Consider the following 14,523-nt stretch of genomic DNA (forward strand, 5'->3'; position numbering starts at 1 on the left):
ATTAAATTTAAGAAACGCTGTTAAGAATTTCTTAACAGCGTTTCTTTTTGCTGAGTCTTAAATTGGCGCAACTCTAATATAAAAAAATGAAATTAAAACTTTACCCTATTGCAGCTTTTGCGTTTGCAATGCTTACGGTTGTTTCATGCGCCAGTACCAAACAAAATAAAAAGAACGGTACCGCAGCAACTTCCGAAGAAAAAAAAGACAAAAAAGATGACTTAAAACCTTACGATAAAGTCATAACCAAAGCAGCTGTTTCAGATTCTGGTCTTTTTACTATTCACAAAGTAGATGAAGATTATTTCTACGAAATACCAGATAGCTTATTTACTCGTGAAATGCTTATGGTAAGCCGTATTGCTAAAACAGCATCAGGCTTAGGCTTTGGCGGTGGAAAAGCAAATACTCAGGTTTTACGCTGGGAAAAACGCGACAAAAAAGTTTTATTGCGTGTTGTCTCTCATCAGATTTTTGCTGCAGATTCCTTACCGATTCACGAGGCGGTAAGCAATTCTAATTTTGAACCGGTACTTTTTTCTTTTGATGTAAAAACAGTAGGAAAAGATTCAACGAGTACGATAATTCAGGTCAATGATTTGTATACCGATGATGTACAGGCAATGGGTATTCCTAGCTACTATCGGGAAGAGTATAAAGTGCGTAATGTAGATAAAGGAAGAGGCTATATTGAAAGTCTAAAAAGTTACCCTTTAAATATTGAAGCACGACACGTAAAAACATACAATGCTGGTAATCCTCCAAGTAATGAAAGTGTAGGTTCTATTACTGTTGAAATGAGTAATAGTATGGTGTTATTACCTAAAAAACCTATGGAGCGTCGTTATTTTGATAAGAGAGTAGGTTGGTTTGCGCGTGGTCAGGTAGATTATGGCCTTGATGCTCAAGAAAGTAAAACAGTACGTTACTTAGACCGCTGGAGGTTAGAAGTAAAACCAGAAGACGAGGCTAAATTTAAAGCCGGTGAACTGGTAGAACCTAAGAAGCAAATCGTTTATTATATAGACCGTGCAACTCCAAAAAAATGGGTTCCATTTATCAAGCAAGGTATCGAAGACTGGCAGGTAGCTTTTGAAGCAGCCGGATTTAAAAATGCGATAATCGCAAAAGAGGCTCCTTCTGTAGCAGAAGATCCAGAATGGTCTCCGGAGGATGTTCGTTTTTCTACAGTACGTTACTTAGCTTCACCTATCCCTAATGCAAATGGCCCACACGTAAGTGATCCTCGTAGTGGAGAAATCTTAGAATCTGATATCAACTGGTATCATAATGTAATGACTTTATTACGCAACTGGTACTTTGTACAAACTGCAGCAATTAATCCTGAAGCACGGGGTGTGGCTTTTAAAGATGAGATTATGGGACGTTTAATTCGTTTTGTTTCTTCTCACGAAGTAGGGCATACACTCGGTTTACCTCACAATATGGGTAGCAGTGTTGCTTATCCTGTAGATTCATTGCGTTCTAAGAGTTTTACAGATAAATATGGGACAGCGCCTTCAATTATGGATTATGCGCGTTTTAACTACATCGCACAACCGGGTGATGAGGGAGTTTCTATGATGCCTAACATTGGTATTTATGATAACTATGCTATCAACTGGGGTTACCGACCTATCCTTGATAAAAAAGGAATGGAAGAAAAACCAATTCTTGATGCGTGGATTTTAGAACATGCCGGTGACCCCATGTACCGTTTTGGAGCTCAGCAATGGAGTATTGTTGACCCAAGCTCTCAGACTGAAGATCTTGGTGACGATGCTGTTAAAGCCAGTAATTACGGTATTGAGAACTTAAAACGTATTGTTCCTAATTTGATAAAGTGGACCGCTGAAGATGGTAAAAATTATGATGATTTAGAAACACTTTATGGTCAGGTTTTAGCTCAGTTTAACCGCTACATGGGACATGTGAGTAATAATATTGGTGGTGTTTATGAGTATAACAAAACCTACGATCAAGAAGGTGTAGTTTATATACCAGTACCAAAAGAGCGACAAGAGGGAAGTATGGCGTTTTTACAAGACCAACTTTTTACAACGCCAGAGTGGATGGTAGATACTGAAATTTTGAATCGTATTGAAAGTGACGGAAATCTTGAGCGTGTAAGAAGCGTACAGGAGCGTACATTGAACAATGTTCTAGATTTTGGAAGAATGGGGCGTATGATTGAAAATGAAACCTTAAACGGAAAATCTGCATATACGCTAACTGAAATGATGAATGATTTAAGAAGTGGTATTTTTAGTGAATTACGTAGTGGTAAAAAAATAGATACGTATCGTCGTAATTTACAACGTGCTTATGTAGAACGTCTGGAGTACTTATTGACTAAAGAGCAAGAGGGCCGTAGCAACGCAACTCGTGTACATGTGAGTCAGTCTGACATTAGAGCAGTCTCTCGTGCCGAGTTAAACACGTTAAGAAGATTAGTAACTCGTGCTATTAGCCGCACAGGTGATAGCTTAAGTCGTTATCATTTACAAGATTTGAAAGAACGTATAGATCTTATTTTAGATCCGAGATAATTGGATTTAACTATCAATACTTAAAAGACCGGCAAATTTGCCGGTCTTTTTGTTTTCAAAAGGAATAGAAGCTTTAAAAATTAATTTTCAGAAACTCTTTTAAGGTTATATAGCTGCTCAGCTTCCGTTACATTAGGAAGGTCTTCGGTATTCTTTTTTTGAGTGAATTTGAGAAATAGGGGGTAAACAAGTCCGCATCCCAAAAGCACAAAAGCTAAGATAACCAAGGTAAACAGATCTGCTACTTGGTTTCCGGCAGATAAAATTCCTAAAATCAAAACAACAGAAAGCGGAAAAGACAATGCCAGAATATTAATAGCAAAATTCTGATTGAATGTTTTTCTGCTATTTAAAACTCGTTTTTCCTGAGCGTCAACTGCAGCTATATGTGCAAAAGGCCAAAAACTACATGCACTCAATCCAAAAGCCAAAAGCAGCAATCTATCTTCAGCTATAACAATATCTGCAACCCGGATTAATCCTATAGCTAAAAACACTACGATACCAGCTCTTACAAGAAGTAAAGAAACAATTTCAGCAAATTGACGCTTTTTGATGTTTACTGAAAGTCCAATAAATAGCAAAACAAGCGGAGTCATTAATAAACTCAATCTGCTTAAACTCTCACTGAATAAAAAAGGAATACTGTTCATATTTATTCCTAAAAACAAAAGGATTAGCGCAGCAGCTATAAAAATATTCACAGGCTCTGAGATCATTGCAATACAAAGACTTTTAAATTTTGCTCCGGTAGATCTATTTGTGATGTTTTGGGTTTTATAATGCCAATTCATCGCAACCAGATACAATATTAAAAGTACAAACAGTTTGTTCCCAAGATCTGCCATTGCTGCTTTAGCAAGAAAGCCTTCGCCCAGATACTCCAATATAAAAGGAAAACAACTCAAGCCTGGTGCTAAAGAGGGGATAAGCATCTGTGCAGTTCTGTAATTAGGACTGTTTTTTTTTATTCCAATAAATGGAAAAAGAAAAGGGGTGACAAGAAATAAAAAGAAATTGAGTACTAAGGCTATAACGGGTAGCACAAGTAGAGAGACCTCTACATTTACCGAAAGCAGTGCAATAAAGATTGTAGCCGGAAGTGCCAGATTTAAAATAATCATCTTGATACCGGCTAGTTCTTTTTTCTCCTTAATTTTTAATTTTAGAAGTAAACCTAAACCTATAAAAAGTAAGAAAAGTAATGTCTTTTGTACATTGACATCCATAATTAAACCAGTATATCGTCTATGGCATCAGTAAAATAGTTCATTTCTTCCATCGTCCCCATACTTACACGACACCAGTTTTGATCCCAAAATTTAAAAGCTCTCACGACAACGCTTTTATCATATATTTTTTCTAAAAATACATCACCTTCCATATCAATAGGAAAGATGATAAAGTTTGTTGAAGAAGGCATATAGTCAAAGCCTTTTGAGTCTAAATACGCAGTAGTATACTCTCTTGCTTCTTTGATTTTTTCTTTACACATCGTCAAATATTCAATATCATCCATACTGGCAGAAGCTGCATCAATGGTAGGTCCCGCAATACCCATACCGCCACGTGTAATTTCATTTATAGCTTCAAGTGATTCTTTTTTACCTAGCATGTACCCCATTCTAAGGCCTGCCATCCCGTGAATTTTAGAAAAGGTACGTGTTACAAAAACATCTTTCCCTTCTGCGACTAATGGAGCCATACTAGCGTCTAAACCTTCTGGAGCCAATTCCAGATAGGCTTCATCAACGAAAACAGGGACTTTGTCAGAAACTCTTCTACAAAAATCTTTCAGCTTTTCGGTATCGGTTAAAGTAGCAGTAGGATTGTTAGGGTTTGTGATGTAAACCAGCTTAGTATCGTCGTCAATTGCAGCTTCCATCGCATCAAGGTCGTGCTGATAATCTTCAGTCAATTTGATAGCTTTCCAAGAACCTCCGGCAGCTTTTGCTACACTTACCAGCGACATATAGCTAGGGTCTGCGCTGATCACATTTCCACCATTTTGAAATAAAACTAATGCTGTTTTTTCTAAAAGGTCAGAAGAACCGGGTCCCATCATAATATGATCTGGAGTAACCCCTTCTTTATCTGCAATTTTTTGCACTAAGCTCCCTAAAGAAGACCACGAATAGTGATTACCATCCCAAACGCCTTCCTGAAATGCTTTTGCAGCAAGTTTAGAAGGACCGTACGGATTCTCATTCCATACTAAACGAGCTTTAACCGTGCTCAGATCTGGGAATTTAGGCGGTGTAAACTCATCAAAAGCAGCGTTTTTATATAAGAATTTTTGATTATTTCGTTGTGCTTGTTCTACAGTTGATCCCCATAAAGCAGTAGGGGCAATGGCAATTGCACCAACAGAAAACGCCATTTTCTTTAACCAATCTCTTCTAGGATTTTGAGAAGTGCTCATAATTCACAATTTATTTTGGATTCCTTTAAATTTATGAAAATGAAATTATGATTATTGTGTTAAATCCGTAAAAAACAGCTGTTTAAATAGTTATTTAAAAATTATCTTGAGTAATTATTGAATTATTATTAACGTATTTAGGGTGTTTAAATAACTAGTAAAGCCTCTACTAATTGAAAATCAATTGTCAGAGGCTTTACTATTATATTTTAAAATAAGGTTATTGTAACTTAGAAATATCTTCTAGTTGCTGCAAATCTTCAATAGTTCTATAGATTTTAGACAGTTGATTATTAATTATTGTACGCAGGTGTGTAGAGAATTCAAAATCTTTTAAAGCGTTTTCATATTCTTCAGCACTTATTTTTTCACCTCTTAGACATTCCTCTAAAACAGAAGAAATATCATCTTTACTAACAATACTCTTTACATCTATCCAGAATCTGTGTAGATTAGCGGCAATGCTCCCTTCGTTTTCAGGACGAGCATTAATGGCGTGTAATTCTTTGTCGAGTTCAGTTGCAAATTGATTACGCTTAGCGGCCTGGCGTTGCATAAAACCTTTAAGTTCAGTGTGGTTTATTTCTTGCATTGCTTTAATAAAACCCTTCTCGGCGTCATAATTTTTTACGAGTAATTTTTGAAGAGTATCTACGAGTTCTTCATGGTGTTTTTGCTTATCAACGTTCATGGCTTTACTTTAATGAAATGAAATGTAATTTAATCGAAACCTTTTGAATTAGGTAGAGTAAAGGTAGTTATCCCAACAGATATTTTTTTAACATTTTAATCTTTTTGCAATAACTTAACACCAGTAGCAGAGTTAGTTTCTAATTTAGGTGAAGCCATGTACTCACTATCTAATAAAACTTTATGTCTATCACTTTTTCTGAATTTAAAAAGCTACTAACTACGTCCTATAAAATAGGTTTTGAACTGCCAAACGGAAAATTAGTTCCCAGTCATTTTACAATAACGGGAATAGGGGAGCAGATCACCAATAGTATTGATTTAAATGAAAAATTTCAAAAGCAGCGCTATCTAGTTCTACAATTAAAACCTTTTGGAAATTTCAATCACAGATTGCATCCGGAGAAACTCTTACATCTTTTAGAGCTGGCTGAACAATCATTTGATATAGGAACCTTAACTATCTTAATTGCTTACGAAGCTGAAAGCACAATTTTCTATAAACTTGAAGCTTCAGAAAAGTATTTCAAACTTCTACCAGATATAGATAAGGCTAAGATTGATGAAAAACAAACTCTTACTCACAAACAAACAACACCTTTAATGGATGCAGCTTCAGACTCTTGCATTCCGGGGAATGGTTGCTGCTAAAAACTTGTAAAGATTTACTTTAGCGTTCGCAATCAGAGAGCTAATTTCGCATCCTATATTTGAGCTATTATGGCAAAGAAAGATCCGTATGCCGCACTTAGGTATCGAGAGTTTAATGTTTTTCTGTTGATGCGATTTGCCATGGTTTTTGCGTGGTCTATGCAATTTGTGGTCATCGAATGGGAAGTGTATAGTATAACAAAAAATCCGCTTTCTCTTGGAATTATAGGCTTGATGGAAGTTATACCAGCTGTATCTCTTGCCTTATTTGCCGGGCATATTGTAGATCAAAATGAAAAACGCTCCTTGCTTTTTAAATGTTTGTTAGGTTTTTCGGTAATTAGCATGGGCTTGTTTTTATTGACCTGGCCGCGGTTTACCCAATTCATAGATACGAATTACACGTTATATTTTATTTATTTTCTGGTGTTTTTAGGAGGCATTGTAAGAGCATTTCTTGGTCCAACGATCTTTTCCTTATTCGCCTTAATTATACCCAAAAAGATTTACCCTAATGCAGCTACCTGGAGCAGTTCAGTTTGGCAAATGGGAGCTGTGGTTGGTCCTGCGGCAGGAGGTTTTACTATAAACATGATAGGAGTACACTGGTCGATGTGTGTAATATTTGGCTTTTCATTATTTGCTTTAATCTGTCTATCTCAGATTGAAAGAAAGCCTATTATGAATACTAAAATAGGTGAGCCTATTCTTCAAAGCCTAAAAGAAGGTATTCATTTTGTGAAAAATAGTAAAGCTGTTTTAGGAGCCTTGAGCCTTGATATGATTGCTGTTCTCTTTGGTGGGGCTGTGGCTCTCCTGCCAATATATGCACAAGATATTCTTGAAGTAGGCCCTGAAGGCTTTGGAATCCTTAGAGCAGCACCAGCTGTAGGGGCCTTGATAACCATGTTTACTTCGGCTTATTTCCCTTTATACAAAAATGCGGGGATAAAATTGCTTGCGGCAATCTTTGGTTTTGGGGTTTGTATTGTCGTATTTGGTTTGTCTACTACATTCTGGTTGTCTGTAGCAGCCTTATTTATGAGCGGGGTAACCGATGGGATTTCTATGATCATCAGGCAAACCATACTTCAGCTAAAAACACCAGACGCTATGCGAGGACGTGTAGCTTCTGTTAATTCTATGTTTGTAGGTAGTTCAAATGAATTAGGCGCTTTTGAGAGCGGACTAACTGCAAAATTAATGGGAACGGTTACAGCAGTAGTTTTTGGTGGCAGTATGACTCTTATTACCGTAATTTTTACAGGAATAATTTCGCCAAAATTCAGAAAATTAGACCTCCGAAAAGATTTAGAAGAACATGAGGCTTTAGAGTGATTTAGAATCCTGCTGGTAAGGCAGCGGTTCCCTTTACCTCTTCATCTAAATCAACTTCAATAGCGTTCATTTCTTTCGCTAAAAGCCCTTTTCTAAATATGATAAGGTTAATATAAATATCAACTTTTATATCATCATTTCCAGCTACTCTAAAGATACTATTGTTAACAAATACTTTAATATGCCAGGTTGTAGAACCTTTATACGCGTACGCTTGAAATCCTTCAATTTTATCATCACCATTTGTACTCTGCGTGATAACTGAGGTTCCATTATTATTATTATCTAAAAAATAATATCCTTGTAATGTAACATTATAAGGGTCTATAGGAATTTTAGTATCAAAATCTTCAACGCCACTTTTGTTTGTTGCTTTTAAAACAAGTTCTGCATAATTTATTGGTCCATATTTACTTACATCGAGATTGTATTGGACTATGGAGTTATCTGTACGCTGAATTAGAAGCTGAGAACCTCTGATTTGTGTTGATTCACCGGGATCTTCTAGGTATAGTTTTTTCTCAATAATAGTAAACCCATTAACATCTAAATCTGTATTTGGATTAGTAGTATTAACCCCTACCTGTGCAGATACTGTTAATGCAGCGCACATACAAGTGACTAGTATGTATATTTTATAATGCATTAATTTAAGTTTTCAGGAGCCGAAGTGCTACCTGTATTGTTACCTTCTAAATCAACTCTGATTGTTGGAAGCTCTTTATAATACGATTTATCATAAACTATAAGTGTAAGTCTATACTCAACACTCTTAGTAGCTGCCAGATCAAGAAAGCGGTTTCTAATTTCTAAATGCCATGTGTTATTTTCCTGAAAAACACGCGTTACAAATGCTCCTATACTGTTACTAGGTCCTTTATCGATGCCGTCGCCAATATATTGAAAATTTGATATAGCAATCACATACTTGCCTGTATCGTATTGTAAATCAACATTTTCAAGATTGTCGCTATTTATATTAAAAAAACGATAGTTAACAATATTTATAGGAGCTACCGTTAAATCATCAGGATCCAGATAGGTCACTTCTCCTATAGGAGTTGAGTTTGTTAAACGTGTTAGCAGCTTAAATTCCTCATCGGTAGCAGTAACTTCATCTATTTGACTTCTAATCAATTCTTTTTGGATGAGCATATCGCCATTAATATGCAAATCTGCTTCGGGATTTGTCATGCCTATTCCTACCTGACTATAGGTAACAAAACTGCATAAGCATAGTGTTATATATAATAGAAGTTTGGGCATAATTAATTAATAATAGGGGTTGTAATGGTTCCGGTAGTCGTATTGTTCATATCGTACTCTATTTTGCCCAGTTGTTTTGATAAATCCCGTGAGTAAATTAAAGTTGTTATGGTCCACGTTCCTATTTCATTACTATCAAGATTGTTTGCCGCGGGAAAATCGGCAGTAATATGCCAAGTTGAAGATCCATCAGAATTTGTTTTGATGATAGCCGCGAAATAAGGTATTGTTGAATAATTACCAATATCGAGTTCTCTGTCATAATTTGCAGAAATAGTATTTACTACAAAATCGTTGGCATCAATACTAGTGTTGAGATCTCGCACCCAGTCTTCATTTGGATTGTAAATCTCATATTTTTGGATATACCCCAAAGCTGCACCCGTAGGGTTACTCACATCTAATTTTCTAATATTAGAATTATTTTCCTGCATCAAAAACGAAGATTTATCTTCATCGGTTAATGGTTCAATAACTTTTATATTAAAACCGTCTCTCAATGTAGCAGCACCAGCCACCTCAAGGGTAGCACGTGGTTTTAAAGTACCAATACCAACGCCAGGCTCTTGTGAAAAAGAAGAAGTAGTTATAAATACAAGAGCACTTGTTAAAACATTTAACAGGGTAATGTTTTTCATCGATGAAAATTGGGGTTTGTAAGTGTAAAATTAATATAAATCAGATTATTAACAAGTTTTTATTGTTAATATTAGGTAATGTAATCTGAATCCTACATTGTTCTGAGGATTGTAATATTTCAATCTATATAGATAGTCTGTCCATGTGAAGCTTAAAATGCGTATCTTTACATCAGTTTGAGTTTTATAAGCATTTAGCTTAAGCAGTTCTTGATAGCATCAGATATTAGATCAGTCTCCAATTTTTCAAAGTATCCACGTTTCAGTACTTTTTAATTCACTCAAACTAATTTATTTATTCACCTAAAACAGATAATGGCTAAATCACAACAGACCTATAGTAAGACAGAACGAGAAAAAAAACGTATTAAAAAGCGTGAAGAGAAATTGAAGCGCAAAGAAGCACGTAAAGCAAACTCAACAGGAGGAAATTTTGAAGATATGATTGCTTACGTTGACCACAATGGAAACCTAACAGATACTCCTCCAGATCCAGCAATGAAAGTTGAAGTAGATATTGAAGATATCCAGATTAGTGTTCCTAAAACTACTGAAGAAGATAAAATCGCAGCGGAAGAAGCTAAATTTAGAAAAGGTAAAGTTTCTTTCTTTGACCATTCTAAAGGATTTGGTTTTATCATAGATACCGAAAATCAAGAAAAGTATTTTGTTCACGTTAGTGGAATTCTTGAAGGAGAACTTAACGAAAATGATAAAGTGGCTTACGAATTGGAGCGTGGTCAAAAAGGGATGAATGCTGTACGTGTGAGTAAAATTTAGTTACCACCATGTGGCAAAATGTCTCTGAACTTTAATATCAGATTCAAAAACCCAAAATATACACGAGCGCTGTTCTTTTAGAGCAGCGCTTATTTTTTTATAAAAAACTGAAAAACTATCAGTTTTAATAGACTCTAAAATAGGAGCGGAGACCCAGTCATTTTTATGCGGGATATAAAACGAGAAATCTTTTTTATTGAAAAATTCCAGTTCTTCTACTCTAAAATAAAAACCTTGTATAGGGTCTTTTAAGATTTCCACCTCATTTATTTTATGATTTAAGGGTAGGTATATCTGAGCTTTAAAACTAATCTGTTGCATTAAATCCTCAGCTTTAAGATTTAAACTTTTCAAATAGCTCGTTGTTTCTGGTCTGTAAAGAATAGGAAATTGATGCGAACTCATTTTGTTCAGTTTAAAGCGCAGTTTGTCTTTCGCATTGGGACCTATAATTTTATCAATCCAATTTCCGGTTAATTCAGGTCTGTAGAAATAGAACTTATAAACCATTTCAAGATGAATGGTCTTTTTTAAAGTAAGATCATTAACTATAAAATCGAGCTCGCCCAGCGTTTGCTTTTCCGCAATAATCTGTAGATTTTTTGATAAAATCTGATATCTGTGAGAACTTAATGCCGCTTCCATCAAAACTTCCATGCGTTGACCCAACCGAATAGAGTCCGGCATTTTAAAATCTTTTGGAAGATTTTTTTTTACTTCAGTTAGTTGAAAATTTGAATACGGAAATTCATCGGAGTTAAATACTAACTGCGGAGTGTTTAAAAATCCTATATATTGCTGTTGCAGAGCGCTGATCAATCAAAAAGATCTGAAGATAAATAGCGATCTCCCCGATCACAAATAATCGAGACGACAATGCCTTCTTCTAGCTGTTCACAAAGGCGTAAAGCTGCTGCAGTAGCACCACCGCTGCTCATTCCACTAAAAATGCCTTCTTCTTTGGCCAGTCGTTTAGCCATTTCACGGGCATCAGCCTCGCTAACTTCAATAACCTGATCTACTTTTTTAGCATCAAATATCTTTGGTAAATATTCTTGAGGCCATTTACGAATACCGGGAATGCTGGACTCATCGGTAGGTTGTACGCCCACAATTTGTATGAATTCGTTTTGTTCTTTCAAATAAGTAGAAGTTCCCATAATTGTTCCTGTAGTTCCCATAGAAGACACAAAATGTGTTACTTTTCCTTCGGTATCTTTCCAGATTTCAGGACCAGTTGTTTTATAATGTGCTTTCCAATTATCAGGATTTGAAAACTGATTGAACATAAAATAGCCTTCATTTTTTACTTTTGCCTCTGCGAAATCCCGTGCTCCTTCAATACCCACATCTTTTGGAGTTAGAATTACCGTTGCACCATAAGCACGCATCGTTTGTACGCGTTCTTTAGTTGCATTTTCTGGCATTACAATCTCAAGATCTAAACCATACATAGCGGCGATCATTGCCAGAGCAATTCCCGTATTTCCACTTGTGGCTTCTATCAGTTTAGTTTCCTTATTAATTTCTCCGCGTTCCATAGCAGCGGTTATCATATTAAAAGCCGCACGGTCTTTTACGCTACCACCGGGATTTTGACCTTCTAGTTTAAATAATAGTTTAACTTTTGGGTTAGTCTGTAAAACTTTAGATTCAACTAAAGGTGTATTGCCAATAAGGCGTTCTATAGAATAGTTCATGAAATTTAATTTAAAATACCCGTATTATTTTTTCTCCAGTTCTCTAATAAGAATTTCGGGTTTGTGAGAAACCAGAGAGTAGGGCGGTACAGATTTAGTAAGCCAAACATTACCACCTATTAAGCTGTTTGCGCCTATAACGGTATCCCCACCTAGTATAGTTGCGTTTGCATAGATTGTTACGTGATCTTCAATGGTAGGATGACGCTTTATAGCCTGCAAGTCTTTTGCAACACTTAACGCACCTAAAGTCACCCCTTGATATAATTTCACGTGATCTTTTATGATAGCAGTTTCACCAATTACAATTCCGGTCGCGTGATCCATAAAAAAATGTTCTCCAATTACCGCTCCCGGATTGATATCTACACCAGTAACGTGATGCGCATATTCGGTCATAAGACGGGGAACTATAGGAAAGCCTTTTTTATACAACGCGTGGCTCAATCTGTAAATAGCAATCGCGTAAAAACCAGGATAGGCTAAATAAACTTCTTCAATGGTAGTTGCAGCAGGGTCGTTTTTATAGATAGCTTCTGCATCAAGATTCAGTTTTCTTAGTATTTCCGGGAGTTGAGCAACATAATCATCCCAAACCTTACTGCATTTTTTATCGATTTCCCAGCAAGCAAGTTCTACAAGATTTTCAAACAAACGCTCCAGACGCTCCAGATCTTCTACCAATTCGTTAGGGAAATTAAAAAGCGTTGCAAATAACTCTTTGGTAAAGCGGTGTGTATCTTCTTTTAATCTGAAGTTGAGATTTGCATTTTGTTTATGTGCCCGTATCTGATTTACGATTTCAATCTTATTCACCATATCTTCTAAGTTAAGCACTGATTGAGCATTAATCTACTCAGCTTTTAGTTTCAATTAGTAATGCTTTAAAACCATTCTGGTCTTAGTTTCAAATTTATAGAATAGTATTTGTACAAAACCCCTTCCGCGAGGGAATTTTTCCCTTTTTAAACTCAAAAGTCATTCGCATGAATAATCTTATTTTTGAATTATGTTTAGAAAAGAATTCTACTATTTACTCAAAATACAATATCTGGGTTTCAGATATCACGGTTGGCAAAAACAACCTGATTTGCTCACGGTCGAACGCATGATGCAACGTACTTTAAAGTATGTACTGGGTCGTAATAATTTTAAATTCATTGCAGCCGGACGTACAGATTCTAAAGTTTCGGTAAATGAAACTTATGTTGAGCTCATTCTTAGAGAGGACGCATTAACTATGGAAACCTTTTTTGATGCGTTTAATGAAAACCTTCCGCAGGATATTCGCTTACTCGAGATAACGCCTAAGAAAGAGCTTACACACATTATACAAGCTCCCAAGCTTAAAGAATATATCTATCTGTTTTCCTTTGGAATTAAAAATCACCCGTTTTGTGCACCGTTTATGATAAACTACAAGCATAATCTTGATATTGGACTGATGCAAAAAGGGGCTGAGCTGATGCTTGGCTCCCACGATTACCGCAATTATGCTTATAAAGCTTCGCCTGAAGCGCAAACGCTCATGCATATTGAAAACTGTGTTATTGAGGTTAATGCACTTTACACCGCTAATTTCTTCCCGGAAACTTCTTATGTTTTTCGGGTAGTGGGGGCTGGGTTCAAAAGACATCAAGTGCGTCTGATGATGGGAGCACTTTTTGATCTGGGGAGCGGGGAAATGTCCTTAAGTGATTTTGAAAAAAGTCTTGACGGTTCTACGCCTTATCAATTAACTCATGTGGCACAAGCGTCTGGCTTGATCCTTCAAAATGTAACTTTAGAATGATTCTTTTTATAATTTAAGTTAAAGCGTCTAATCCTTAACAAAGCTTAACCTTGTAAATAAAAGCTTTAACCCGGCATTAACCCTGTAAGATAGCGTTGCGTCATACCTTTGAGTTGAATTAAAATTTTAACCAACAAAACATATATAACTATGAAAAAGGTAGCCATATTAGCAACAAACGGATTTGAAGAAGTAGAATTAACTTCTCCGTTAGAAGCGATGAAAAAAGAAGGATTTGAAGTACATATAGTAAGTGAAGAATCAGGTAAAATTAAAGCCTGGGCTTCAACAGACTGGGGGAAAGAATATGATGTTGATAAAACCCTATCTGAAGTTTCTGCTAAAGAATACAACGCCTTGGTATTACCAGGCGGAGTCATAAATCCAGATAAATTGCGTCGTAATGAAGATGCATTAGTGTTTATTAGAGATTTCTTTAAGCAACATAAACCGGTTGCAGCTATTTGCCACGCACCACAATTACTAATTAGTGCAGATGTTGTAAAAGGTAGAACCTTAACTTCGTTCAACTCTATTAAGAAAGACTTACAAAATGCAGGAGCATTATGGGTTGATAAAGAGGTAGTTGTAGATGAAGCACTAGTGACTAGTAGAAATCCAGATGATCTACCAGCATTTAATGCAAAAGTGATTGAAGAAATCAACGAAGGTAAGCACGAGTTACAACACGCATAAT

At 36.1% G+C, this 14,523-nt stretch carries 15 protein-coding genes; 6 read left to right on the forward strand and 9 right to left on the reverse strand.

What is annotated here, in order from left to right; all coding sequences use genetic code 11:
* Positions 1–86 precede the first annotated feature (86 nt).
* On the forward strand, positions 87–2,549 hold the full coding sequence (locus DSM02_RS03230; RefSeq protein WP_128764285.1) for a zinc-dependent metalloprotease: 2,463 nt from the start codon (positions 87–89) through the stop codon (positions 2,547–2,549).
* 80 nt (positions 2,550–2,629) lie between these two features.
* Here the strand turns inward: DSM02_RS03230 and DSM02_RS03235 are convergent, their stop codons facing one another.
* The 3 genes from DSM02_RS03235 to DSM02_RS03245 form a co-directional block, all read right to left on the reverse strand.
* On the reverse strand, positions 2,630–3,778 hold the full coding sequence (locus DSM02_RS03235) for an AEC family transporter (RefSeq protein WP_128764286.1): 1,149 nt from the start codon (positions 3,776–3,778) through the stop codon (positions 2,630–2,632).
* 2 nt (positions 3,779–3,780) lie between these two features.
* The gene (locus DSM02_RS03240; RefSeq protein WP_128764287.1) at positions 3,781–4,971 is read right to left on the reverse strand and encodes a pyridoxal phosphate-dependent aminotransferase; all 1,191 of its coding nucleotides are present in this window, start codon (positions 4,969–4,971) and stop codon (positions 3,781–3,783) included.
* 220 nt (positions 4,972–5,191) lie between these two features.
* Positions 5,192–5,662 carry a ferritin-like domain-containing protein gene (locus DSM02_RS03245; protein WP_128764288.1) on the reverse strand — a complete coding sequence of 157 codons (471 nt, stop codon included), beginning with the start codon at positions 5,660–5,662 and terminating at the stop codon, positions 5,192–5,194.
* 182 nt (positions 5,663–5,844) lie between these two features.
* On the opposite strand from DSM02_RS03245, the gene DSM02_RS03250 reads away from it, so the two are divergent.
* A complete protein-coding gene (locus tag DSM02_RS03250) occupies positions 5,845–6,312 on the forward strand; it encodes a DUF6428 family protein (RefSeq protein ID WP_128764289.1) in 468 nt (155 codons plus the stop codon).
* Positions 6,313–6,381: 69 nt separating this feature from the next.
* Positions 6,382–7,650, forward strand: a complete 1,269-nt coding sequence (locus DSM02_RS03255) for an MFS transporter (protein ID WP_128764290.1) — start codon at positions 6,382–6,384, stop codon at positions 7,648–7,650.
* A 1-nt stretch (position 7,651) separates the two neighbouring features.
* Here DSM02_RS03255 and DSM02_RS03260 read toward each other — a convergent pair whose 3' ends face one another.
* From DSM02_RS03260 to DSM02_RS03270, 3 genes are all read right to left on the reverse strand, one after another.
* The gene (locus DSM02_RS03260) at positions 7,652–8,296 is read right to left on the reverse strand and encodes a hypothetical protein (protein ID WP_128764291.1); all 645 of its coding nucleotides are present in this window, start codon (positions 8,294–8,296) and stop codon (positions 7,652–7,654) included.
* A complete protein-coding gene (locus DSM02_RS03265) occupies positions 8,296–8,844 on the reverse strand; it encodes a hypothetical protein (RefSeq protein WP_128764292.1) in 549 nt (182 codons plus the stop codon). Before DSM02_RS03265 ends, DSM02_RS03260 begins: the two co-directional genes overlap by 1 nt.
* A 74-nt stretch (positions 8,845–8,918) precedes the next feature.
* Positions 8,919–9,554, reverse strand: coding sequence for a hypothetical protein (locus DSM02_RS03270; protein ID WP_128764293.1), 636 nt, complete (start codon positions 9,552–9,554; stop codon positions 8,919–8,921).
* Positions 9,555–9,869: 315 nt separating this feature from the next.
* On the opposite strand from DSM02_RS03270, the gene DSM02_RS03275 reads away from it, so the two are divergent.
* Positions 9,870–10,334 (forward strand): cold-shock protein, encoded by a 465-nt coding sequence (locus DSM02_RS03275; protein WP_073100854.1) that lies wholly within the window; start codon positions 9,870–9,872, stop codon positions 10,332–10,334.
* Here DSM02_RS03275 and DSM02_RS03280 read toward each other — a convergent pair whose 3' ends face one another.
* From DSM02_RS03280 to epsC, 3 genes are read right to left on the reverse strand one after another with little or no spacing between them, the layout of a single operon-like run.
* Positions 10,335–11,153: a DUF1853 family protein gene (locus tag DSM02_RS03280; protein ID WP_262707830.1), complete on the reverse strand. Its 819-nt coding sequence runs from the start codon at positions 11,151–11,153 to the stop codon at positions 10,335–10,337. It abuts the gene before it with no gap.
* Positions 11,150–12,034 (reverse strand): cysteine synthase CysM, encoded by an 885-nt coding sequence (gene cysM, locus DSM02_RS03285; protein WP_128764295.1) that lies wholly within the window; start codon positions 12,032–12,034, stop codon positions 11,150–11,152. The genes DSM02_RS03280 and cysM overlap by 4 nt, the downstream gene beginning before the upstream one ends.
* A 24-nt stretch (positions 12,035–12,058) precedes the next feature.
* Entirely contained in the window at positions 12,059–12,853 is a 795-nt protein-coding gene (gene epsC / locus DSM02_RS03290; RefSeq protein ID WP_128764296.1) for a serine O-acetyltransferase EpsC, read from the reverse strand.
* A gap of 190 nt (positions 12,854–13,043) precedes the next feature.
* On the opposite strand from epsC, the gene DSM02_RS03295 reads away from it, so the two are divergent.
* Entirely contained in the window at positions 13,044–13,826 is a 783-nt protein-coding gene (locus DSM02_RS03295; protein WP_128764297.1) for a tRNA pseudouridine synthase A, read from the forward strand.
* Between the two features lie 150 nt (positions 13,827–13,976).
* Positions 13,977–14,522: a type 1 glutamine amidotransferase domain-containing protein gene (locus DSM02_RS03300; protein WP_128764298.1), complete on the forward strand. Its 546-nt coding sequence runs from the start codon at positions 13,977–13,979 to the stop codon at positions 14,520–14,522.
* Position 14,523 lies beyond the last annotated feature (1 nt).

The sequence above is a fragment of the Leeuwenhoekiella polynyae genome, from assembly GCF_004104075.1.
Classification (GTDB): domain Bacteria; phylum Bacteroidota; class Bacteroidia; order Flavobacteriales; family Flavobacteriaceae; genus Leeuwenhoekiella; species Leeuwenhoekiella polynyae.

What these genes read in the sequence shown, in the direction of transcription:
- epsC (WP_128764296.1), bottom strand. Translation starts at nt 12,853, where the DNA reads ATGGTGAATAAGATTGAAATCGTAAATCAGATACGGGCACATAAACAA.
- DSM02_RS03255 (WP_128764290.1), top strand. Translation starts at nt 6,382, where the DNA reads ATGGCAAAGAAAGATCCGTATGCCGCACTTAGGTATCGAGAGTTTAAT.
- DSM02_RS03275 (WP_073100854.1), top strand. Translation starts at nt 9,870, where the DNA reads ATGGCTAAATCACAACAGACCTATAGTAAGACAGAACGAGAAAAAAAA.
- DSM02_RS03295 (WP_128764297.1), top strand. Translation starts at nt 13,044, where the DNA reads ATGTTTAGAAAAGAATTCTACTATTTACTCAAAATACAATATCTGGGT.
- DSM02_RS03250 (WP_128764289.1), top strand. Translation starts at nt 5,845, where the DNA reads ATGTCTATCACTTTTTCTGAATTTAAAAAGCTACTAACTACGTCCTAT.
- DSM02_RS03245 (WP_128764288.1), bottom strand. Translation starts at nt 5,662, where the DNA reads ATGAACGTTGATAAGCAAAAACACCATGAAGAACTCGTAGATACTCTT.
- DSM02_RS03260 (WP_128764291.1), bottom strand. Translation starts at nt 8,296, where the DNA reads ATGCATTATAAAATATACATACTAGTCACTTGTATGTGCGCTGCATTA.
- DSM02_RS03230 (WP_128764285.1), top strand. Translation starts at nt 87, where the DNA reads ATGAAATTAAAACTTTACCCTATTGCAGCTTTTGCGTTTGCAATGCTT.
- cysM (WP_128764295.1), bottom strand. Translation starts at nt 12,034, where the DNA reads ATGAACTATTCTATAGAACGCCTTATTGGCAATACACCTTTAGTTGAA.
- DSM02_RS03270 (WP_128764293.1), bottom strand. Translation starts at nt 9,554, where the DNA reads ATGAAAAACATTACCCTGTTAAATGTTTTAACAAGTGCTCTTGTATTT.
- DSM02_RS03300 (WP_128764298.1), top strand. Translation starts at nt 13,977, where the DNA reads ATGAAAAAGGTAGCCATATTAGCAACAAACGGATTTGAAGAAGTAGAA.
- DSM02_RS03240 (WP_128764287.1), bottom strand. Translation starts at nt 4,971, where the DNA reads ATGAGCACTTCTCAAAATCCTAGAAGAGATTGGTTAAAGAAAATGGCG.
- DSM02_RS03235 (WP_128764286.1), bottom strand. Translation starts at nt 3,778, where the DNA reads ATGGATGTCAATGTACAAAAGACATTACTTTTCTTACTTTTTATAGGT.
- DSM02_RS03265 (WP_128764292.1), bottom strand. Translation starts at nt 8,844, where the DNA reads ATGACAAATCCCGAAGCAGATTTGCATATTAATGGCGATATGCTCATC.